23 protein-coding genes, 2 pseudogenes and 1 riboswitch are annotated in these 20,718 nt (G+C 38.2%); of the genes and pseudogenes, 13 read left to right on the top strand and 12 right to left on the bottom strand.

Annotated features, from left to right (window positions below; all coding sequences use genetic code 11):
- Genes BT1A1_RS01545 through BT1A1_RS01555 form a run of 3 tightly spaced genes read right to left on the bottom strand, consistent with a single transcriptional unit; the run spans nucleotide 1 to nucleotide 2,624 of the window.
- Entirely contained in the window at nucleotides 1–921 is a 921-nt protein-coding gene (locus BT1A1_RS01545) for a metal ABC transporter permease (protein WP_034767360.1), read from the bottom strand.
- The gene (locus BT1A1_RS01550) at nucleotides 896–1,660 is read right to left on the bottom strand and encodes a metal ABC transporter ATP-binding protein (protein WP_034767363.1); all 765 of its coding nucleotides are present in this window, start codon (nucleotides 1,658–1,660) and stop codon (nucleotides 896–898) included. Before BT1A1_RS01550 ends, BT1A1_RS01545 begins: the two co-directional genes overlap by 26 nt.
- Nucleotides 1,653–2,624, bottom strand: coding sequence for a metal ABC transporter solute-binding protein, Zn/Mn family (locus BT1A1_RS01555; RefSeq protein WP_034767365.1), 972 nt, complete (start codon nucleotides 2,622–2,624; stop codon nucleotides 1,653–1,655). Before BT1A1_RS01555 ends, BT1A1_RS01550 begins: the two co-directional genes overlap by 8 nt.
- A 196-nt stretch (nucleotides 2,625–2,820) precedes the next feature.
- Between BT1A1_RS01555 and BT1A1_RS01560 the strand changes: the two genes are divergently transcribed.
- The 8 genes and pseudogenes from BT1A1_RS01560 (at nucleotide 2,821) to BT1A1_RS01585 (ending at nucleotide 9,330) form a co-directional block, all read left to right on the top strand.
- Nucleotides 2,821–3,177 (top strand): glutathionylspermidine synthase family protein, encoded by a 357-nt coding sequence (locus BT1A1_RS01560; protein ID WP_269147475.1) that lies wholly within the window; start codon nucleotides 2,821–2,823, stop codon nucleotides 3,175–3,177.
- 355 nt (nucleotides 3,178–3,532) lie between these two features.
- Complete coding sequence (locus BT1A1_RS19555; RefSeq protein WP_034767369.1) at nucleotides 3,533–3,895, top strand: hypothetical protein; 363 nt, start codon at nucleotides 3,533–3,535, stop codon at nucleotides 3,893–3,895.
- A gap of 19 nt (nucleotides 3,896–3,914) precedes the next feature.
- On the top strand, nucleotides 3,915–4,157 hold the full coding sequence (locus BT1A1_RS19610; protein ID WP_396234625.1) for a DUF4391 domain-containing protein: 243 nt from the start codon (nucleotides 3,915–3,917) through the stop codon (nucleotides 4,155–4,157).
- Nucleotides 4,158–4,171: 14 nt separating this feature from the next.
- Nucleotides 4,172–4,879 (top strand): annotated as a pseudogene (locus BT1A1_RS01570) (site-specific DNA-methyltransferase); the annotation flags it as partial.
- A 227-nt stretch (nucleotides 4,880–5,106) separates the two neighbouring features.
- Nucleotides 5,107–6,378, top strand: coding sequence for a hypothetical protein (locus BT1A1_RS01575; RefSeq protein ID WP_034767371.1), 1,272 nt, complete (start codon nucleotides 5,107–5,109; stop codon nucleotides 6,376–6,378).
- 639 nt (nucleotides 6,379–7,017) lie between these two features.
- Nucleotides 7,018–7,185, top strand: a complete 168-nt coding sequence (locus tag BT1A1_RS18380) for a hypothetical protein (RefSeq protein ID WP_156103138.1) — start codon at nucleotides 7,018–7,020, stop codon at nucleotides 7,183–7,185.
- A 299-nt stretch (nucleotides 7,186–7,484) separates the two neighbouring features.
- Nucleotides 7,485–8,597 (top strand): annotated as a pseudogene (locus BT1A1_RS01580) (MFS transporter); the annotation flags it as partial.
- A 292-nt stretch (nucleotides 8,598–8,889) separates the two neighbouring features.
- On the top strand, nucleotides 8,890–9,330 hold the full coding sequence (locus BT1A1_RS01585) for an acyl-CoA thioesterase (RefSeq protein ID WP_034767374.1): 441 nt from the start codon (nucleotides 8,890–8,892) through the stop codon (nucleotides 9,328–9,330).
- A 389-nt stretch (nucleotides 9,331–9,719) separates the two neighbouring features.
- On the opposite strand, the gene BT1A1_RS01590 is transcribed toward BT1A1_RS01585, so the two are convergent.
- The 4 genes from BT1A1_RS01590 to BT1A1_RS01605 form a co-directional block, all read right to left on the bottom strand.
- On the bottom strand, nucleotides 9,720–9,860 hold the full coding sequence (locus BT1A1_RS01590; RefSeq protein WP_034767376.1) for a YvrJ family protein: 141 nt from the start codon (nucleotides 9,858–9,860) through the stop codon (nucleotides 9,720–9,722).
- Between the two features lie 93 nt (nucleotides 9,861–9,953).
- On the bottom strand, nucleotides 9,954–10,172 hold the full coding sequence (locus BT1A1_RS01595; RefSeq protein ID WP_034767378.1) for a DUF2922 domain-containing protein: 219 nt from the start codon (nucleotides 10,170–10,172) through the stop codon (nucleotides 9,954–9,956).
- 36 nt (nucleotides 10,173–10,208) lie between these two features.
- Nucleotides 10,209–10,427: a DUF1659 domain-containing protein gene (locus BT1A1_RS01600; RefSeq protein WP_034767381.1), complete on the bottom strand. Its 219-nt coding sequence runs from the start codon at nucleotides 10,425–10,427 to the stop codon at nucleotides 10,209–10,211.
- 267 nt (nucleotides 10,428–10,694) lie between these two features.
- Nucleotides 10,695–11,594, bottom strand: coding sequence for a 3-hydroxyacyl-CoA dehydrogenase (locus tag BT1A1_RS01605; protein WP_034767383.1), 900 nt, complete (start codon nucleotides 11,592–11,594; stop codon nucleotides 10,695–10,697).
- A 258-nt stretch (nucleotides 11,595–11,852) separates the two neighbouring features.
- Here BT1A1_RS01605 and BT1A1_RS01610 point away from each other — a divergent pair, with 258 nt between their 5' ends.
- Nucleotides 11,853–12,356: an SdpI family protein gene (locus BT1A1_RS01610; RefSeq protein ID WP_034767385.1), complete on the top strand. Its 504-nt coding sequence runs from the start codon at nucleotides 11,853–11,855 to the stop codon at nucleotides 12,354–12,356.
- Between the two features lie 199 nt (nucleotides 12,357–12,555).
- Here BT1A1_RS01610 and thiE read toward each other — a convergent pair whose 3' ends face one another.
- The 5 genes from thiE to tenA form a co-directional block, all read right to left on the bottom strand.
- The gene (gene thiE / locus BT1A1_RS01615; protein WP_034767388.1) at nucleotides 12,556–13,170 is read right to left on the bottom strand and encodes a thiamine phosphate synthase; all 615 of its coding nucleotides are present in this window, start codon (nucleotides 13,168–13,170) and stop codon (nucleotides 12,556–12,558) included.
- Entirely contained in the window at nucleotides 13,167–13,991 is an 825-nt protein-coding gene (thiM, locus tag BT1A1_RS01620) for a hydroxyethylthiazole kinase (protein ID WP_034767390.1), read from the bottom strand. Before thiM ends, thiE begins: the two co-directional genes overlap by 4 nt.
- 149 nt (nucleotides 13,992–14,140) lie before the next feature.
- A complete protein-coding gene (gene thiD, locus BT1A1_RS01625; protein ID WP_034767393.1) occupies nucleotides 14,141–14,947 on the bottom strand; it encodes a bifunctional hydroxymethylpyrimidine kinase/phosphomethylpyrimidine kinase in 807 nt (268 codons plus the stop codon).
- The gene (thiW, locus tag BT1A1_RS01630) at nucleotides 14,916–15,437 is read right to left on the bottom strand and encodes an energy coupling factor transporter S component ThiW (RefSeq protein WP_034767395.1); all 522 of its coding nucleotides are present in this window, start codon (nucleotides 15,435–15,437) and stop codon (nucleotides 14,916–14,918) included. The genes thiD and thiW overlap by 32 nt, the downstream gene beginning before the upstream one ends.
- Before the next feature lie 39 nt (nucleotides 15,438–15,476).
- A complete protein-coding gene (gene tenA / locus BT1A1_RS01635; protein ID WP_231553258.1) occupies nucleotides 15,477–16,187 on the bottom strand; it encodes a thiaminase II in 711 nt (236 codons plus the stop codon).
- Between the two features lie 199 nt (nucleotides 16,188–16,386).
- A riboswitch (TPP riboswitch) is annotated at nucleotides 16,387–16,475 on the bottom strand.
- A gap of 152 nt (nucleotides 16,476–16,627) precedes the next feature.
- Between tenA and BT1A1_RS01640 the strand changes: the two genes are divergently transcribed.
- From BT1A1_RS01640 to BT1A1_RS01660, 4 genes are all read left to right on the top strand, one after another.
- Nucleotides 16,628–17,167 (top strand): Dps family protein, encoded by a 540-nt coding sequence (locus BT1A1_RS01640; protein ID WP_034767400.1) that lies wholly within the window; start codon nucleotides 16,628–16,630, stop codon nucleotides 17,165–17,167.
- 210 nt (nucleotides 17,168–17,377) lie between these two features.
- A complete protein-coding gene (locus BT1A1_RS01645) occupies nucleotides 17,378–18,073 on the top strand; it encodes a Crp/Fnr family transcriptional regulator (RefSeq protein ID WP_161792937.1) in 696 nt (231 codons plus the stop codon).
- 417 nt (nucleotides 18,074–18,490) lie between these two features.
- The gene (locus BT1A1_RS01655; protein ID WP_034767408.1) at nucleotides 18,491–20,407 is read left to right on the top strand and encodes a heavy metal translocating P-type ATPase; all 1,917 of its coding nucleotides are present in this window, start codon (nucleotides 18,491–18,493) and stop codon (nucleotides 20,405–20,407) included.
- Between the two features lie 80 nt (nucleotides 20,408–20,487).
- Nucleotides 20,488–20,709, top strand: coding sequence for a heavy-metal-associated domain-containing protein (locus BT1A1_RS01660; RefSeq protein WP_034767410.1), 222 nt, complete (start codon nucleotides 20,488–20,490; stop codon nucleotides 20,707–20,709).
- The last annotated feature ends 9 nt before the right edge of the window (nucleotides 20,710–20,718 follow it).

Consider the following 20,718-nt stretch of genomic DNA (forward strand, 5'->3'; position numbering starts at 1 on the left):
CTATTGAACCTCCTTTTTCAAAACAGAGGTGGGGATCGATTGGATGATTTCCTGTTTTTTATGGCGCTTCATTTGCCAATATTGAACAAGAATTCCTTTTTCTTTTCCAAAAATTAACGAGATGATAAAAAAGCTCGCTGCCAAAACAACAATAAATGGTCCTGTTGGCCAACCGTTGCCGATTGCACTAATAAGCGTACCAATCGTACCGGATGCACCGCCAAATAGGGCTGAAATGATAACCATCGCTTGAAAAGAATGTGTCCAATAACGGGCACTGACTGCCGGAATAATAAGAAGTGCTGCGATAAGGATAACACCGACTGCTTGAATACCAACGACAATGGTTGTTACCAGAAGAATCGTATACACCACATCCATTCCTTTTAACGGCAAACCGAGCCCACTGGCAAACTGGCGATCAAATAAATAGATTTTCCATTCCTTAAATCCAATAACAACAATTGAAACAACCAAAATGGCAAGAATGGACATTGTCCACACATCTGATTGCACCATGGAAGCGGATTGACCCAGGATGAAGTTATTTAAGCCGCTTTGGTTCCCGCTTGTTCGGTTAGCAATCGTTAAAAGCATAATCCCAAAGCCGTAAAAGATTGATAAAATCATCCCCATTGCCGTATCTTCTTTAATTCTTGTTGAAGAGCGAATGCCTTGGATAAAAAATGCTCCGATAACTGCACTAATCGCTGCCCCGGTAATTAGAACAAATAAATGTTTTACTTTAAACAAGAGAAAGGCAATGATAACACCGGGAAGGGCGGCATGGGCAAGGGCGTCGCTCATTAAACTTTGCCGTTTCCAATAAGCAAGGGAGCCGATCGTCCCGGCCGCAATCCCTAATATTGCTGTACTCAATAAAACCCATTGTGTATTACTGTTTAACAGGATGGACCACATTTCCTATTCTCCCCCCGATCAAACGGATACTGCCGCCATACGTAGTGGCTATATTATCCTCTGTATAAACGTCATTTGTTTTGCCATGCTTAATGACCGTGCGATTTAAGAAAAGTACATGGTCAAAATAATCTGCAACAGTCTGTAAATCATGATGAACAACCATCACTGTTTTCCCTGCCGCTTTAAGTTCATCCAGTATTTTCATAATGGCCCGTTCGGTAGCGGCGTCGACTCCGGCTAACGGTTCATCCATGAAATAGATGTCTGCATTTTGTACTAACGCACGGGCTAAAAATACCCGCTGCTGTTGTCCCCCGGAAAGTTGGCTGATTTGCCGGTTGGCGTAATCAGCCATGCCCATTTTGTCCAAAGCCTCAAAAGCCATTCTTTGATGGGTTTTCGTCGGGCGTCGCAGCCAACCGATTTGACCGTATAATCCCATCATTACTACATCAAGTGCAATGGTCGGGAAATCCCAATCAACAGACCCTCTTTGCGGGACATAGCCAATCCGTTTTTTCACTTTTTTATAAGTGGAACCAAAAAAATGAACTTCGCCGGATAAAACCGGATGGAGCGCTAACATCGTTTTTATTAAAGTCGATTTACCAGCTCCGTTTGGTCCAACAATACCTGTTAATGAACCCGCCTCAACTTGAAAATTGACATCTCGTAAAACCGTATTTTTTTGATAAGCGGCCGTTAAATTTTTGACTTCAAGGACGACTTCATTCATTTGTATTTGAGCCTCCTTTTAATGCGGTGTAAATTGTATCGATATTATGGCGATACATTCCTAGATACGTTCCTTCTTCCGTACCGGCTTTCCCCATCGCATCCGAGAAAAGTTCTCCTCCTAATTGAATAGGAACTCCTTGTTTTTTGGCTCCTTCAATAACAGCTTTGATGGAGCTCTCATTAATACTACTTTCAACAAAAACTGCCGGTACTTTATACTTAACAATGGTATCGATCGTATTTTGAATATCGGATATCCCGATTTCTCCATCTGTGCTAAGCCCTTGCAAGCCGACCACTTTCATATGATGCATACGTCCGAAATACCCGAAAGCATCATGTGCGGTCACAAGAATGCGCTGCTCTTCAGGAATTTCCGTAAGTTTCTTTGCGTCCTCTTTCAATTGCTGCAGTTTTTCAAAATACTTCACCTTATTTTCCTCAAAATAACTTGTATTTTCAGGAGAATATTCCTTTAATTGATCCACTGCTGCATCTAAAGCTTGTTGCCAAAGATCAATGTCAAACCAAATATGTGGGTCCACAGCATTATTTTCATCATGCAAAAGTTTCGATTTATCAATTGTTTCTCCGATGGCCAGTACAGGTTTGGATTTTTCAATTTCTTCAAATATGTCAACCATATTTGCTTCCAGATGAAGACCGTTATAAAAGACGACATCGGCATTCTCAAGCGTCTGAATATCCCCGTGGGTTGCCTGGTATAAGTGAGGGTCAACAGAAGGCCCCATTAAACTTTTTACTTCCACGCGGTCTCCGCCAATAACGGAAAGTGGCTCACCAATTTGTGCAATCGTTGTGACAACAGTGATTTTTTTATTGTTATCCTTCCCTGTATTTTTTTGTTCGTTGTTTGTTGCTGACTTGTCGTTACAAGCAGCAAGTAAAAATGTGCAACATAATAAAATAATCCCCCAAAATTTTTTAGAAAAAGTAATCATGTTTCCTTCCTCCCCATTTTTGCATTAGGCAAACTTTATTTATTATATACAATATATATGTGTACAACCAATTTTGTCAACGCTTATTTTTATTAATTCAAATATTTTTACCATAGGAAACTTGTAAAACAGTTTCATTCAATGATTAAACCAGAATAATCATTGACCTTGAACATATATTTTTGATCGAAACAAGATTGAGGCCTATTTTTTACCATCTTACTTGGAACCGGATCAATTAGCGACAGCAGGGAAAAAATTTGTGAAAAAACCGGTGTTTGGACGGGAAGGAAACACGGTGGAAATTTATGGGCCGAACGGAACGAAGATAATGGAGGATGCCGGGAAGGATTATACAAATTATCCAAGTTTGTATCAGGAATTTGTTGAACTGCCTGTGCGGGAGTTTCAATCGCTGAAAGGAAGACAGCAGGGACATTATATCATCGGCAGTTTCCTATTGAACGGCAGGGCAGGAGCTCTCGGGATTCGTATTGGGAATGCCATTACCGATAACCTGTCCTACTTTTTGCCGGTGGGGATGGGAACCTAAAAGTTATGGTTATTTAAGCGACTGGATACAAATAATATGGTTTCCTTTTATTCGTACTCCTATAAACATTTTGCAAAAAGTAATTTCAATTCGACATTTTAAAACACCCCAGAGGCTGGTTATAGATAAAATTAATATAAATTTAACTTTGCGTTTATGGTAAAATTGAACTATCAAAACAGTCGTGGTAGGAGCGCTCAGTATAATGTCTAAAGGAATTATTGATAACAAACAAACCGGTTTAGTCGGTACAATCCAAAAGAAAATTTTTTAAATAAAGTAGAGTTGCTGTATAAAGAAAATTCACCGGAATTTATATATTGCGTAACCCTTTATAATCTATTCAAGGATTTTTTTGGATGGTAACCGGGATTTTCGTGCGTTACAGGGAAAAACCGGATTTGAAAATACTATCATTTGGAATAAATTCTATAACTTCCAAAAAGATGGTGTAGTAAGGGCTATAAATAAAATTGAAACATATGGTGGTTGCATAATTGCGGATAGTGTAGGTCTCGGGAAAACATTCGAAGCCTTGGCAGTACATGAAGCAGCTGAAGAATTATTGAATTATATGCATTATTCAATAAGGAAACAAACAAAGGAAGAAAAATGGAGTATTATAAAGAACTACTTGTTTGGGGTAAACCTATCGTTTCTGATTTCCTTCAATCCATACAATACAACTAATCAAATTAAATTTCAACAACTTTTATGAATTCTATAAAGACATTGATATAGCCGTAGAGGCATTTGAAAACACGAAAACGATTGGAACCTTCAAGATCATTAAAGATGCTAAACAAAGAAAAGCCCAACAAGCATTAATCCAGCAAATCCAAGAAATTGAACAAACAATAACACGATTAAAAACTGCAATAAAAAAGGAATCGCAATTTAATAAAAAGGTTGAGTTAAATATTAACGTTCAACAATTAATAAAAGAGTTGGAACAGATAAAGAAGCAATTATTGAGGTAAAGGAGAAATGAGGCATGGAAAAGCTTGACGGTAAATCACTTGATCTTACAAAAGAAAATATCAATGCATTAAAGCAACTGTTTCCTGAAGTGATCACAGAAGGGAAGGTTGATTTTGATAAGTTGAAGCTAGTTTTAGGGGAAGAAATTGAAACGAATAATGAAAGATACGAATTCATATGGCACGGTAAAGCACAAAGCTTGAAATTAGCGCAAACACCTTCAACTGGAACATTACGACCAGATAAGGAATCAAGTAAGAATTGGGATACAACAGAAAATCTTTACATTGAAGGGGATAATTTGGAAGTATTAAAACTTCTTCAGAAATCCTATTTTGGTAAGGTTAAATTGATATACATTGACCCTCCATACAATACAGGAAATGATTTTATTTACCCAGATGATTTCCGAGATAATATTCAAAATTATAAAGAAATAACCAAACAAAATATGAAAGCAAATACAGAATCTAATGGTAGGTACCATACTGATTGGTTGAATATGATGTATCCCCGTTTAAAGTTAGCATGAAATTTGCTTTCAGAAGATGGAGTTATTTTTATAAGCATCGACGATAGTGAACAAGAAAAGTTAAAAATGATATGTAATGAAATTATTGGAGAAGATAACTTTCTTGCTCAAGTCATTTGGGAAAGAGCATATGCACCTGTAAATTTAAAAAAGAATTTTTCAGTAAGTCATGACTATATACTTGTCTATGCCAAAAAGGCTCGGACGCACGAGTTTTTTAATGGAAAAAATATCTAATGCAATTCCGCAATTAGTTTTGCGGAAAATTGCAAATAAGTTTGCGGTGAAATTTATGGAAAAATATGCAAGAATTTAGTATACGACCAAGAACCCTCTTGATACTCCATCATAGAACTTTTCTGTCTCCCATCACTTTAATAAACCGAGGAATAGGCCACACAAATGGAGGAAATCGAATGGATTCACAGTTAAAAGAACTAATTGATTTGGCAAAAACAACATTTGGATTAAATCACTATTATTTACAAAGATATGAGTTCTATCGGAGTGTAAATACCATTAATGAGACGGTTTATACATTATCCATGGAGTGGTTTCCTAATCATATAACTGTACATGAGGATGATGAGACGAACCCAAATGGTGCAGCCGGTATTGAAATAAATGTGAAAAGTCGTAAATTTACGCGTGCCATTTTTGCAGGAGGTATTTCATATGCAGAGGATGGAGTTAAGTTTAGCCATCTTAATATGGAAGCCATCATAAAATGGATTGAGGATAAAACAGGACTCATGTACGGAATACAATTCCAATTGAAAAGAGAACAAGAAGGCGAACTTACTTTTATGGCATGCCTTGATGGTGTTGATGTTTCACCGCCAGGATATATTGACATCAAATTTAATGAAGAAGGAAAGCTCACTTTATTTTCTATAAATGGTCAATTTCCTTCAAAAGAGCCGGTAAAAGAAGAAAACTACTCCCTTTCTCTTGATCAATTAGAAGATTTGAAAATGGAACAATTGAAATTGATTGAATACCCCTCCTATGAACAAAAAAAATTATATCCTATATATGGATTGGAAGAGATTTTTGTTACAAATGATGGGGGAGCTACGATTCCATTTGAATTTTTTGCGGATGAAAGATATTTTTTGACAATGGAACAAACGATTTTTTGGGATGAACCTATTAATGAACCTTTTCAAGCGAAAGAGATAAAATGGATTGAAGATATTTTAGCAGAACAAGCATTTTCATGTGAGCCTTCTCCCGATTCATTCCCCATTACTGGGGAAGAACAAGAGAAATGTATAAAGGCAGTTACAGATTTTTTGCGGCAGGAGTATCCAAGTGATTCAGGAAATTGGGTACTAAAACATCTTTATCGGGATAAAGGGTATATTCACGCTACACTGAAAGCCGTTAAACAAGAATATCAAGTGTTTCAACGGAAAATAAAGGTTTGGATTGATCCAAAGAGCTTTCAAGCTGTAAATTATATGGATAGCGAACTGATGCTAAAACCCCTTGACGACTTTCAACGGCCTGATAAAGTAACGATTTCAAAAGAAGAAGCGTTTGAAAAACTGAGAGACTTATTTGAGCTGAAACCTTACTATGTATATGACTTTAAACAAAAACAATATGTTTTATGTGGAAAATTAGATTGTAAGTACGGAGTGAATGCAGCGAACGGTGAAGTCATTGCATTAGATGATTTATAGTTAATTTTGGGGCTTTTTCTCCAGCGCGTTAACACGTTAAAACTTAATACATTGGGAGACAGGCACTTGTTAAAGTTTAATGTTGATATTAACGATAAAATAAGAACTCCAATTATCTGGAAGTTTTGTTTTGTAGTAGTGTCTTATTCGACTAAAGCCCCGTTAGTTCAGTAAAGTTATTAAATGATTCCACTATTTTTCCCGAATTCTATAAGTGCACCATATGGGTCTCATTCCAACCCTAATGCTTTACAACACCATGTTCCGTTTTCACTCTTTTTTTGAGAAAATATCTGAAGTAATTCCGCAATTAGTTTTGCGGAAAGTTGCAAATAAGTTTGCGGTGAAATCTATGAAAAAATATGTAAGAATTATAGTATACGGGCAAGAATTCTCTTGATACTCCATCATAGAACTTTAAAGTTTAATAATTAAACTGTTACCGATCCACAAATCGTTAAGCAGGGGCTGCTGAATAAACAAAAAAATAATAGGTGAAGGATTTTCGGGGTTTTTGTCGAATAGAATAGTGTAAGAATTTAACTAAAGGCCTTTGGAGGTTATTATGGTGTTTTAAAAGAGCCAAAGTCAACGAACATGATTTTTTTACCAAAAACTTAATATAAAGGAGCGAATTAAATGATTATAAAGGCACTGGATTATTTAACACCTATTTTTCTTATTGGTGTTGGTGTTTATCTATTGATCAAAAACGAATCTACAGCGAGTTCGTTAATGGTCATTGCTGGAGGTGTAATATGTTTAGCACTGGCAATATATAGAAATAATTCGAAAAATAAAGGATGACCGTTTACACACTGCTTTAAAAATTAGTGTTACTGAATTTATTTTAATTAAAAAATCAATGAGATATAACTCAGAACCATGTATGAAACACGTTTCACAGTAACCGAACTAAGAAAAAAACACATAAGAAAGAGTGTGAAAATGAGCAAGCTTTTTAATTTTAATAAATCCATTATATTTGAAAATAAAATTTCAGAAATTTGTGGTTTGCGCGAACAATTTCTTACTTTGGTGATTCGCTATATAATATCGCGCTTATGTGGCTGGTCTACGAGAAAACATGATCTGCCTTCCACGTAGGACTAATATTAGTTGCAAAGTTTCTACCACAATTATTATTCAGTATGATATTTGGCGTATGGATTGATAAATGGAATCGAAAATGGTTAATGCAAATCTCGGACTTCATCCAAGCTTTCACAACTGGTGTCTTTGCGGTTTTACTATTCGTAGATGTTTTCGAATTACAATATATTTATTTTATTACAATTATCTTATCCTTATGTAATAACTTGTTTGGCATTTCAAATACATCCATACTTCCGGAATTGGTCAAAAAGGATTTGTTAATTACCGCGAATTCTTTACTGTCAACTTCTCAACAAGTAGCAAGACTTGTCGGTTCCACAGTTGGCGGTATATTAATTGCGTATACAGGTGAAGCTACCGTCATTGCCATTAATGCCATAACATTTTTTGTATCACTCGCTTTTATTCAATTCATTCGATATGAATATACGCCAAATCAACAAGAGGGAGTGAAGCATTCATTAATTAACGATATTGTCGAAGGGTTCACTTGGCTCAAGAAAGAAAGAGCGCTAGTGACTTTAATTCTAATAGGTATGCTAAGTAATGTTGCGTTAGGCCCGACCAATGTACTCCCTCCAATGTTAATAAAAGAAGACTTTAATGGAACGGCTGCCGCTCTTGGGGTATTTGATTCATTTATCGGAATTGGATTGCTGGCTGGGGCTGTATTTGTTGGTATCGTTTCTCCTAAAAAAATCGGGATGTGGTTTTCTTTCGGTTTGGGTATGCAAAGTATAGGGATGTTCGTTATATCTTTTTCTCCCAATTTAATTTTTGCTAATTTAGGCAATTTGATATTGGGTATCGCTATCATTATAACCAACATACCGATGAGTACATTTTTTCAAGTTATGGTACCGACAAATATGCGTGGTCGTATCAATAGTATAAGTTCTGTTTCATTCAATTTTTCAATACCTATTACATATGGGGTCGTAGGTATTTTGGCTGATAAAATAGGTGCTCAAGAAGTTTATGCAATTGGAACAGCTATTCTATTTATATGTGTTGTTTTGGCATTTACAAACAAAGAGCTGGTGAAATCATTTATTGGTGCGGATGAAGGAAAGAAGCAGGAACAGGTTGAAAGGAATCTATAAAAATTTTATCCTGATAAATTAAACAAGGTTATTCATCATTTTAAGAAGGCGTATTTTTAAGGCAAAAGAATGGTGTTTCGTGGCTATTCAGAAAATGAAGCTTTTCCTATATGGGTTCGCCGTAAATCAACGCAAACCAGGCGCTTTTTGGTGTATAAAATTTTCGTGTCAGCTAATTATCACTATCTATAAGGCTGATATATCCCTGGCAACCAGCTTGAAAGTGAAAAGCAATAGATTTAAAATTAAGAATAATATATACTTATGAATAAATGAAAAGGAGGGGGACGCAATGGAAGATCTTTATCGGTTTCGTCATCGGCTACGTGTTCGTTATTCTGAAATTGACGGTCAAAAGATTGTTTTTAACGCACATTACTTAACGTACCTAGATATTGCGATTGCTGCGTATTTTGAGGAAGGTTTAGGACTTGATTTACATGGTATGGCGGAGGAAGGCAAGTTTGATTTTGTTGTAGCAAAAACAACATTGGAGTATAAAGCCTCTGCCCGTCTCGGTGATTGGCTTAATATTTGGGTTCGGTTAAAAAAACTTGGCCGCACCAGTTTCACAATGGAATTTAAAATTACGAGAGAAGGGGAAAATAATCCGATTGTTTTAGCAGAAATTATTTATGTCAGTTATAATCCGGAAACAAAAACTTCGCAGCCTGTCCCAACATTTTTACGGGAAAAAATGGAGGCATTTGAAAGCGGTGTTATAGCCGACTAGGAAAAAACATAATAGAAAAAATTGTCTTTTATGAACGATTTGCACATTATCATCTTTTATAAATTTAGGACTATTGTATCCTCAAAGAATTATTGGCTTTTGTTAGGGTTACCGGTTCATTTTATCTCATTGTGCAAGGAGTTCCCATAAAGAATTATTGGCTTTTGTTAAGTTGACCTTTCTATCCAAATGTGGAGGAGATTCTACCGGTATGGGCTTTTGTCAGGGATCTGCCGCGGGGATTCAAAGTTTCATCTTGGGTGGTGCCGAGTTAGAAGCAGCAAGGACGGCTAATGGATCTATCTTGAGTGCATAAAAATTAAGAAGGCTGCCACCAATATTTTCTGCTGTTAAATGCAGTATGAATGGGTAAGCCTTCTTATGAGTCATTATAAGTTGGTTAGTCGATCGGGCAAGTTGTTGATTGATTGGATGACTTGATCGAGCTTTGTTTCAATTCGGTAAAGGAGAATCAAGGTCACAACAATCGGAAAACCGACTTCCCCGATTAATGAATACCATTCAGTCATTCTCTTTCCCTCCAAAATTTAATAGAAAGGAAAGCCGAGGAAGTACGCAATGTACTAGACCCGGCTTCCGTCAGATTATAGATTCCAGGCTGTTTATAAACTGAATACTTCTGTGTTCTTGCTAATTTTTCTTGCTTCTTTAATCGATGCTAAAGAGGCACCGCTTGATGTTTCAAAAACATTGGCTGTCAAAATTTGATTCATAACATTGCGAATGATTTCCTCGTTTAAATCGTCTTTCGGGTCATTTACTGTAATGCGAACCGTTTTTCCATCAGTCGCCAAAAAAACAAGTTCTAAATTTGTTTCCATTCACTTTCCTCCTCGTCTTTTTGTTGTTTTTTACTATTAAGCGTAAATTTCCTTTTTGTCGTCGCGTTCAACGGTATAAAACGGCAAATTTGACAGGGAAGCTAAGGCTGTTGCTGCTTGGTGAATTTGATCATCTGTGCTGGTTGTTTTCACGTTATTATAGCTTTTTGCTTTATATACCGGTTCCCCTTTTTGATTCAGGCCATTTTCATAAAGGACACGGAAGCTTGTTTTTACAATATTTGCTTTTGCCATTTCTATCACCTCCTCCCTTCATTTTTGTTATAGAAGGTTTTGCAAAAAATGGTCATCGTTTTTAAAAAATTTTTTTGAAGTAGCATAAAACTATGATTAGTGGGAGGTAATGCTTGTAGTAGTACGAACGGCATGTTTAGAGGTTGATCGGTACCGATTGTTCCTGAGAGCGAATCTCGTGGCCGCTTTTTCATCACCGCTAAATTATATTTTTACAGTAAAAAAAGCCGGCTCAATAGAACCGACTTCCAACAAACTTAATCAAAATTATCCTTTTAAAAATCCCGGTTGGGCAAAACTGGGGTTCGGATACTTATAAAAGCCTTCTCCTGTTTCGCGCCCAAGTTTTCCTTTATCAATGTATTCCCTCTTTAATAATTCAGCAAGCTTCATAAACTCTTCATTACCCGTTGCTTCGGCTTTTGCCAATGTAATATTATACGCTGTTCTTATTCCTACTACATCGAGGATCGCAAATGGTCCAAGTGGAGCTCCGGTGGCAATCATCCATGTTTTGTCAATTGTTTCAGGATCGGAAACTTCTTTTACCAATAACATTTGAGCAGCTTCCAAAAATGGAACTAATAAAGAATTTAAAATATAACCCGGTTGTTCCTTATATAAAGGTAAAGCGACCATTCCAATTGCTTTAGCAAATTCAATTATTTGATCAAAATATTGCATGTCTGTACCGGGATGTTTCATAACTTCTGCGGTATTATTTTTCCAAATTTCATTGGCAAAGTGCAGAGCCAAGAATTTTTCCGGACGTCCTGTTGCTTCAGCAAATTGGCTCGGTAATAAGGTTGAAGAGTTTGTCACAAAGACAGTTTTATCGGGTGCAACCGCTGCCAATTTTTTATAAAAATCGACTTTAATTTCAACTCGTTCCGGAACAGCTTCAATGACAAGATCAGCATCTTTAACCGCTTCAGCTAAATCACTATAAAATGAAAGACGATCGTAAGCAGCATCGACTTCTTCTTGAGTTGCCTTTAAATCTTCTTGATAACGAGGTCTTAGTTTCTTGATTCTCTCTTTTGCCAGTTCCAATGCTTCATCGTTAATATCGTAGACAGAAACTTGAAATCCGTGAAAAGCAGTTTGGTAGGCAATTTGGCTGCCCAATACTCCACTTCCGGCGACTGTAATATTTTTGTAGTTCATCAGAATGCCCCTTTCTGTATAGCCGAGATTTGTATATTACTAGAATTGTAAGTGCTTACATTTCTGTGATTAAATGGAATCAACCCCTATAAACATTGTACAACTTTCAAATTCTTTTTGTCTAATTTGCTGTTTAGACGATAAAAATGAATAGGAAATCTGAAAAAATTCAGCAACGGGAACAGCCGCCAATATAATGAAACCTTAAAGAGATTTAACCGTATATATGTTAATAATTGATGATTGAGGTGGAGAACTGTGTCTAACTTTCAACGTCCAAAAATACGTATTCCGAAAACAAAAAGTGAGTGGGTTTGGGATGTCATCGGCTATACTTGTTATATTGGTTCAATCGTATTTTTGTTGACCATCTGGAATCGGCTCCCGAATCAGGTGCCGGCTCATTTTAATTTAGCCGGTGAAGTGGATCGGTGGGGGTCAAAATGGGAGTTAATTATTTTACCGATTATTGGCGGGATAACACTGATTATTATGCAATTTTTGGAAAAACATCCGGAAGTGCATAATTATCCGAGTCGGTTAAATGAATCCAATGCACCGCAATTTTATTTACTAAGCAGAAAAATGTTGAACCAGGTTAAGAATATGTGTTCGCTTATTTTTACTGCGATTATATTAGAATCTGTAACCATCGCATTAAAATGGGGTAAGGGATTTGGTGTATGGTTTTTGCCCGTTCTTATCATTGCTGCCTTCATTCCGCTCATGATCGGGTTAATACAACAGCGTAAGATTAAGTAGGACTATCTTCTTGGCTAATCAAGAAGATAGTCCGACAAGAGGTGGATTATGAGAATAGTTTCCGAAATGGCCTTGTTTTCTCAAACATAGCGTCACTTGAATGAACAGAATAGTTTTCGAATGTCCTAGCTGTCTCGAACAGCGTCACTTGAATGAACAGGATAGTTTTCGAAACGACCTTTCCTTCCCAGCCATAGCCTCACTTGAGTAGTTTCCGATAGGCTTTTGCCACTTCAAACGGGTCATTTGCTTTCATAATCCCGGAAACGACAGCAATGCCGGCAATGTTTTTACCGCCTAGCATTGAGACATTTTCTAAGTTGATTCCGCCAATGGCTACTGCCGGAATTTGAATTGTTTCTAAGATTTTGTCCAGCATTCCGGGTGGGAGCACCTTTGCATCTGCTTTTGAAGTAGTTGGAAATACAGCGCCAACTCCGACATAGTTCGCCCCGTTTAATTCTGCTTCACGAGCTTCCTCAGGATTGCCGACAGATACGCCAACAATCATTGATAAGGGAATGATTTTTCTTATCGCCGGAGCGGGGAGGTCGCTCTGTCCGACATGTACCCCATCTGCTCCGACAGCCAAGGCAATATCAACGCGATCATTTATAATTAGCGGTATTTGATATTTTTCCGTTAACTCCCTCAGTTTTACAGCCTTTTCATAAAAGACTTTACCGTTCCCGGATTTTTCCCTCAGTTGGACAATGGTTACCCCGCCTTGAATAGCCAACTCCACTTTCTTAAGCAGTTCATCTTTGGGCAGTGTTTCATCGGTTACTAAATAGAGACGATAATCGATAGTCATAAGATCACCCCGGTTAACTTGGAAAGATTCATATGTTTATATAATGAAAGATTTTCAAAATTAGAGACGGCATCGATTAAGTTTACTCGAAAAGTACCTAGTCCCAAATGACCCTCCAAGTTATTTTTTGCTACCTCTCCTGCAATCCCCATAACTGCCATCCCGGCGATACTTGCAGCTAACCAATCATCGGTAACGGCTGCAAAAGAGGCAATGAGCGCAGTACTCATACAACCCGTTCCGGTAACTTTTGTCAATAAAAGATCGCCATTACGCAACCCGTAAGTCGTTTTTCCATCAGAAATAATATCTGTTTCGCCGCTAATCACAGTAGTCACGGAATACATATTAGCGGTAGTTTCTGCGATTACCTGTTTACTTTCGGCGACATCCCCGGCATCGACGCCCCTTGTTTTGCCTTCATCATTTATAAGGGCATTGATTTCTGAAACATTTCCGCGAACGATGGCGACATCAACTTTTTCAAAAAAATCACGAATCACTCGGGTTCGGTATGGCGTCGCACCCGCTCCAACGGGATCAATAACAACCGGAATTCCTTTTTTATTTGCTGTTTTTCCTGCTATTAACATGGCTTCATACATTAAATCATTAATTGTGCCAAAGTTAATCACAACGGCATCTGCTAAGTTTGCCATATCACGAACATCGTTTTTTCCTGTTGTCATAACAGGTGACGCCCCAATTGCCAATGTCACATTCGCACAGTCGTTAATTGTTACATTATTTGTCATTTGGTGGATTAGCGGATTTTTTTGCTGAACCTTGGTTAATAATGCTTGAAATTTTGATATGTCCATTAAAAAACCACTCCTCGTATAAGTAATAAGGGTTGCTTCACTGAATATTTGGTGAACACCAATTAATCTATGAATAAGTTGCGCCACCTCGCTAACGTTCCATACCTTTACCGCGGTGAACACTTTGAATAAGGCCGGCTACCTAAGTTTTATTGGTTCATAAGATGGGCTCGTTTATATAATTCATAAAAATGGTTGGTTGGTCCATGCCCGTTTCCGAGATCCAAACTATGCTCAATTGCCACTTCAATATAGGCTTTTGCCAATTGCACAGACGTTAATAATGTGTTCCCTTTGGCAAGGTTGGCAGCGATGGCACTGGACAAAGTACAACCGGTTCCGTGCGTATTTTTTGTATGGACACGTTTGCCTTTCACCCAATAGAAATTTTCTCCGTCATAAAAGAGGTCATTCGGGTCGGTGCTTAAGTGTCCGCCTTTTAGCAACACCGACTTTACGCCCAGTTTTTTAAAGGAAATACAAGCACTCTTCATATCCAGTTCGTTTAAAATTTTTTGCTCTGTTAAGATTTCCGCCTCCGGAATATTTGGTGTGATGATATCGGCAAGCGGCATCAGTTCTTCCTTGAGAGCAGAAATTGCATCTTCCGCCAGTAATCGATGTCCACCTTTCGAAACCATGACCGGATCGAGAACAATATGGTTTGGTTGATATTTGGCAAGTGTCTCAGCAACCGTTGTAACAATCGATGGGCTGGACAACATCCCAATTTTGACCGCATCCACTTTTAAATCATCAAAAACAGCCTCAATTTGATCTTGAATGATTTGTTCATCAATATTTTGGACAGAGCGGACTTCAACCGTGTTTTGTGCGGTTATTGCAGTAATGACGGACATTCCGTATACACCGTGTGCGGCAAATGTCTTTAAATCGGCTTGAATTCCCGCCCCGCCGCCTGAATCAGAGCCGGCGATGGTTAATGCTGTTTTCATGGATGATTCCTCCCCATGCTTTATTTTTTTGCAATGCTTTTAATAATACATAGCCGAAGAACGCCCCTGCAAAAGAACTTAACGTGAAGGCAGGGATAAAACCGAAAAGAGTTGCCTCTTGACCGAGTAAGAAAACGGCGATGGGATAACAAGCCAAGGCCCCGAGAATCCCTGTGCCAATAACCTCACCGGCTGCGGCAAAGATAAGCTTATTTGTTTTCGTATAAATATAAGCTGCCAAAAATGCCCCGATCATACTTCCCGGAAAGGCGAAAATACTTCCCGTTCCAAGCAAATTTCGTAAAAGTGAGGAAATAAAGGCTTGTGCAACCGCATAACCGGGCCCGAGCAAAACTGCCGATAGTAAGTTTGCAAAATGTTGTATCGGAAAAATTTTTGCAAAACCTACCGGAATATAAACTAGGCTACTTGAAACAGTTGTCACAGCTGCAATTATTGCGGTTATCGTCATTTTTTGTGTTTTTCTCATGGAATCATCCTTCCCGTTTTTTAGGACGCGAATAAAAAATCAGATTGGCCAGTCTTGTTTTTTCTCATTCATTTCCCAAAATAAATATTCATATTTTGAGGTGATTTGAAAATGCTGCTCTATCGTATGAAGTTCCTCTTCTGATTTTTCGATTGTCAATTCATCGATTAAGTCAATTAACCACTGGGTCCCAGCGCCGAACGTTTCCGAAGAGTAGGTTTCAATCCATTTTTTATAAGGATTTGTCGCCAGCGTTTCTCCATAAGTTGATTTTAATAGTTTCCCAATTTCCCAATAATCCCAAGCACACGGCAATAGACAGGCAACGAGTTCAGCAAGGCTTCCATTGGCTGCCACTTTTCGCATATAACTCGTATAGGCAAGGTTAATTGGTGTTGGTTCAGTTGCTTCTAAATCAGCGCGGGTAATTCCAAACTCGGCAGCGTATTGACGGTGCAGTTCCATTTCGAAATGCAAAGTTTCATGGAGAACCGCAGCAAATTTTGTCATGATTTTAAGGTTATTTGCCTTCTCTACCCCGATAGCAAACAACTTCGCATAGTCAATTAAATATACATAGTCCTGCTTCAGATAAAAGATAAATTTTTCCCGGTCTAATGTCCCGGTTCCCAACCCAACGACAAAAGGATGCTGATGGTTTTTCTCCCAAATCGGTTGAACGTTTTGATAGAGTCGGTTTGAAAAATTTTGCTTCAACAATAATTCCTCCTTGTTTACCGAGGAACCGATTGCTTTGAACCAGCGATCTGTAGGGTCAGTGTAAGTAATGATAAAAATATTGGTAATGAGCTTTATTGTTTAGTTTCCGGTGTCCCTCACTTTTTTAATGAAAAAGGGTCCTGGAAAACTAATCGATCTGAAGGGGAAATAAAAAACCGCCCTCCATGATCGGAAAGCGGTTTGGTAAATTACAAAAATATGTAGATTGTAATTTATTAACCTACTTCCCTCCGCTAGTACGAACTAGATCAGGTTCAAAGGGTACTTCTCAGCCAACCGGCGCCCCTAGTAGAGTTTTATGAATATTCATTTTCATTACTTTTAACATATCATAGTCGGGGACTTTGTGCAACAGGAGATTTATTTTTGATTTCTTGATTTAGGTCAATTTTTTTTGAAAAGGGACATCTTATAATCAACTTGTAAGTAAAATACAGGAGGTAAGAGAAATGAGTATCTTAAGTCCCGAAGAAGCATTGAAAAAAGAATTAGAACAAGATCAAGTGGAACATGATCATCATCATCCGACTGCTGCAGCTATGACGAATCATGTCGTTGCAAATTTGGCCATATTGTGGACAAAGCTTCATCAATATCATTGGTATGTGAAAGGTTCAGAGTTCTTAACACTTCATGAAAAATTTGAACAATTGTATCGTGAAGCGGCAAACTGGTATGATAAAATTGCAGAAACCTTACTTGCAATTGATGCCAAACCTTTTTCGACAACGGAACAAAATATGAAGTACACATTTTTAGAAGAAAGTGCGGCAAATAAATACTTACCGGCACATGATATGGTTGCTAATATTGTGGATGATTTCCGCATGACCCGGGATGTTGTTCAACGTGCGATCAAATTAGCTAAGGAACAAGACCAACCGGTTTTGGAAGATGTATTAATTGATTTTAAAGGTTATCTCGAAAAAGAAATCTGGATGTTGCAAGCTTTTCTGGGTAAAACGGCCTTAGAAGATGAAGAAGAGTAATCTTATTTTTTATGGGAAATTACGGTAATGATGTTATTATGTGCGACGAGGGAGCCTGTTTTTCACTGGGAACATATTAAACCGGGCTTCCTGTGCGATGAGGAACAGTGAGTTTATTTTTCACGAGGAACAGGTTAATGATGTTATTAAATCAAGCTTTTTGGCGACGAAGAAGAGTAATCTTATCATTCATGAGAAAGAGGGGATTCAATGGCACATGAACACTGTCATAACCACGCCTCTTGTATTCGGCTCGTGCCCATATTCAACCATTTGGATGACGAACAAATGGATAAAATCGCCGAATCAGCGAAAAAACTGGACTTGAAAAAGGGAGAAATGCTTTTCCATGCCGGTGATGAAGACGACACCCTGTACATCGTCAATAGTGGGAAAATTAGGGTATACCGCCTATCCGACACGGGTAAGGAACAGCTGGTAAGAATTTTGGATCCGGGTGACTTTACCGGGGAGTGGGCCCTTTTTCATCCGGGAGAGGTACATGAAAATTATGCCGAGGCCGTTCAAGATTCATCCGTATGCTTGATTAAACAAAAAGATTTGCAACGGTACTTAACGGAATATCCGCAAATATCTTTAAAAATTATTTCGGAAATGTCGGAGCGGCTAATGAATTCCGAAAAACAAACGATGCAAGTGGCCATTGAAAAGGTAGAATCGCGAATTCTTTCATTTTTAGCTGATTGTGTGGAAAAAGGGGCAGGAAATAGTCCGGTGATCACACTACCAATGGCAAAAAAAGATCTGGCCTCCTATTTAGGTACAACACCGGAAACGATAAGCCGAAAGTTTACTGAGTTGGAGAAACAAGGTTTGATTGAGCAATTGCCAAAGCGGAAAATTAAAATCAATGACTTAGATCAACTTTTGTTATATGGGGAATAGAGGTCCTAAGAACAAATCTTAGGGCTTTTTTCTATATAAAAAGCCATAGTCATTTTCTGCGGTGTATATATGGGACTATCACGAAAAAACCATTTTCAGTCTCTGCGGTGTGGCCTGACGCTACATAAGGGACCTCAATTGTGCCCTATCCGAATTCAACAATAAAATTGAAAAATTCAACAGTATACCCAGTGAATTCAACAGTAGAAAAGGAGAAATCACCAGTGCACCCAGCGAATTCACCAGTAGAACCCCTGAATTCACCAGCCCTCCCCTCAAATTCATCAGTCGCCACTTTTAGGCAAGAAGCCTCATTTTTATCGACGAAACATGTTTCACCAATATTGATGAAGGTCAATTTTTTTTCGTCGCCGATTCTTTAAAATAAAGACAAAGATAAATATTGGAGGGATTAAAATGATCGCAAAAATAAATCAACATAAAAACCAGATTACGTGGATTTCGGGAACTTTGATTATCGCCGCAATTCTATCCAAGTTATTTCACTTGAGTGGATTAAGTAACAGTTTCCTCATTATTGCAACTGTAATCGCCATTGTACCTATAGCGATTAAAGCATGGCAGGCAATGATAATGAGAACTTTTAGTATCGAATTACTTGTCTTCATAGCAGTAATTGGAGCGGTTTTTATTCAGGAATATACAGAGTCAGCCGTCGTTACATTCCTATTCTTATTAGGCGACTATCTGGAAGCAAGAACTTTAGAAAAAACACGTTCATCATTAAAAGAACTTGTAGATATGGCACCGCAAGAAGCAATTTTACTACATGCAGACGGTTCTCGGGAGGAAATAGATATTGACTTGGTTGAGGAAGGAAATCGCTTAGTCGTTTTACCCGGCGGAAAAATTCCGGTGGACGGACGTATTGTAAAGGGACATGCACTTATTAATGAAGCTGCGATCACCGGTGAATCCATACCGGCGAATAAAGCGGAAAATGATCGTGTGTATAGCGGTTCTATTCTCGATAACGGGTATATCGAAATCATTGCTGAGAAAGTCGGTGAAGATACGACTTTTGCAAAAATTATTGAACTCGTTGAAGAAGCACAAGAATCAAAATCGAGTGCAGAACGTTTCTTGGATCGTTTTGCCAATTACTATACACCGGCCGTTGTTATTTTATCATTATTTGTTTTCGCATTTACTCGTGACTTACATTTGGCCATTACTTTTCTTGTTATCGCATGCCCGGGTGCTTTAGTAATCGGGGCACCGGTGTCAGCCGTTGCAGGAATCGGGAACGGTGCAAAAAATGGTGTCCTCATAAAGGGCGGTGACATTATGGAGAAATTTGCCAAAGTTGATACCCTTGTCTTTGATAAAACCGGTACCTTAACAAAAGGAAAACCGACAGTAACCGATTTTCACAATTTGACCTCAATGCCGACAAGGAAACTATTAGCGCTTATTGCAAAAGCAGAAACCATTTCTGAACACCATTTAGGTCAGACAATTGTTAAAGAAGCAGAAAAAAACGGAATTGATTTGTCTCGTTTTCAAATAACGGAAAGTGAAGCAATTAAAGGGAACGGGATTACGGCAACCGTAGACGGGTATTCAATTGTTGCCGGGAACCGTAAATTGATGAATGGAAAAGGAATCAAAATTAATTCCGGGGCTAGTATCTATGCAATTGAACGGGAAAAAGCAGGGAATACCGCTATCTTTATCGGAATAAACGGAGAACTGGCTGCCATTATCTCTATTGCGGATCAAATTCGTGATGATGCAAAGGCGGCATTAGCAGATATGCGAGCCAATGGTGTGAAACGAATCATTATGTTAACCGGTGATAACCGCCATACCGCAGAGGCCGTAGCAAATGAACTTGGGATAGATGAATTTCATGCGGAACTGTTGCCAAATGAAAAAGTTGAGTATGTAAAAAAATTGAAGGATCAGGGGGCAATTGTTGCGATGGCCGGAGATGGAATCAATGATGCGCCGGCAATTGCTACAGCAGATATTGGACTGGCGATGGGGGAAGGGGGAACTGATGTCTCAATGGAAACTGCTGATGTTGTATTAATGGCAGATAAGCTCTCCCAATATGCCCATGCTTTTGCCTTATCGAAAGCGACCATTCGGAATATGCGGCAAAACATCTTTATTGCTTTAGCGGTTGTTGTCATCCTTTTACTGGGCGTCTTGGCGGACCAAGTACACCTTGCCGGGGGAATGTTTATTCATGAAGGAAGTGTCCTTGTCGTCATTTTAAATGCCATGCGGTTAATCGGCTTTAAAACAAAAATAGCAAGTGAAGCTGGGAAAACAGACGGCAGGCAGAGAGAAAAATTAGTGGCTTAAGAGAAAACTTGATACCCGTCAATTTTTTTACAAGGGAATTCATATAAAATAAAAGTACAAAATAACAAGGAGGAATGAACATGGCAAAAGCAGTTATGCAATTAGAAACCTTAACTTGTCCATCTTGTATGAAAAAAATTCAAGGGACGCTAGAAAAAATGGACGGGGTTAATCGTGCAAAAGTTCTTTTCAATTCCAGCAAGGCCAAAGTCGAATTCGATGAAAGCATAGTAACCAAAGAAGACCTGAAAAAAATTGTTGAAAAATTAGGGTACCAAGTTTTAAATGTAAAAACAGCTTGATTTCGTCTT

The organism is Caldibacillus thermoamylovorans, assembly GCF_000751775.1.
Taxonomy (GTDB): Bacteria; Bacillota; Bacilli; order Bacillales; family Caldibacillaceae; genus Caldifermentibacillus; species Caldifermentibacillus hisashii.

What these genes read in the sequence shown, in the direction of transcription:
- BT1A1_RS01590 (WP_034767376.1), bottom strand. Translation starts at nt 9,860, where the DNA reads ATGACTGAATGGTATTCATTAATCGGGGAAGTCGGTTTTCCGATTGTT.
- thiW (WP_034767395.1), bottom strand. Translation starts at nt 15,437, where the DNA reads ATGAGAAAAACACAAAAAATGACGATAACCGCAATAATTGCAGCTGTG.
- thiD (WP_034767393.1), bottom strand. Translation starts at nt 14,947, where the DNA reads ATGAAAACAGCATTAACCATCGCCGGCTCTGATTCAGGCGGCGGGGCG.
- thiM (WP_034767390.1), bottom strand. Translation starts at nt 13,991, where the DNA reads ATGGACATATCAAAATTTCAAGCATTATTAACCAAGGTTCAGCAAAAA.
- BT1A1_RS01575 (WP_034767371.1), top strand. Translation starts at nt 5,107, where the DNA reads ATGGATTCACAGTTAAAAGAACTAATTGATTTGGCAAAAACAACATTT.
- BT1A1_RS01595 (WP_034767378.1), bottom strand. Translation starts at nt 10,172, where the DNA reads ATGGAAACAAATTTAGAACTTGTTTTTTTGGCGACTGATGGAAAAACG.
- BT1A1_RS01600 (WP_034767381.1), bottom strand. Translation starts at nt 10,427, where the DNA reads ATGGCAAAAGCAAATATTGTAAAAACAAGCTTCCGTGTCCTTTATGAA.
- BT1A1_RS01660 (WP_034767410.1), top strand. Translation starts at nt 20,488, where the DNA reads ATGGCAAAAGCAGTTATGCAATTAGAAACCTTAACTTGTCCATCTTGT.
- BT1A1_RS01605 (WP_034767383.1), bottom strand. Translation starts at nt 11,594, where the DNA reads ATGAACTACAAAAATATTACAGTCGCCGGAAGTGGAGTATTGGGCAGC.
- BT1A1_RS01550 (WP_034767363.1), bottom strand. Translation starts at nt 1,660, where the DNA reads ATGAATGAAGTCGTCCTTGAAGTCAAAAATTTAACGGCCGCTTATCAA.
- BT1A1_RS01655 (WP_034767408.1), top strand. Translation starts at nt 18,491, where the DNA reads ATGATCGCAAAAATAAATCAACATAAAAACCAGATTACGTGGATTTCG.
- BT1A1_RS01645 (WP_161792937.1), top strand. Translation starts at nt 17,378, where the DNA reads ATGGCACATGAACACTGTCATAACCACGCCTCTTGTATTCGGCTCGTG.
- BT1A1_RS01585 (WP_034767374.1), top strand. Translation starts at nt 8,890, where the DNA reads ATGGAAGATCTTTATCGGTTTCGTCATCGGCTACGTGTTCGTTATTCT.
- BT1A1_RS18380 (WP_156103138.1), top strand. Translation starts at nt 7,018, where the DNA reads ATGATTATAAAGGCACTGGATTATTTAACACCTATTTTTCTTATTGGT.
- thiE (WP_034767388.1), bottom strand. Translation starts at nt 13,170, where the DNA reads ATGACTATCGATTATCGTCTCTATTTAGTAACCGATGAAACACTGCCC.
- BT1A1_RS01640 (WP_034767400.1), top strand. Translation starts at nt 16,628, where the DNA reads ATGAGTATCTTAAGTCCCGAAGAAGCATTGAAAAAAGAATTAGAACAA.
- BT1A1_RS01545 (WP_034767360.1), bottom strand. Translation starts at nt 921, where the DNA reads ATGTGGTCCATCCTGTTAAACAGTAATACACAATGGGTTTTATTGAGT.
- BT1A1_RS01555 (WP_034767365.1), bottom strand. Translation starts at nt 2,624, where the DNA reads ATGATTACTTTTTCTAAAAAATTTTGGGGGATTATTTTATTATGTTGC.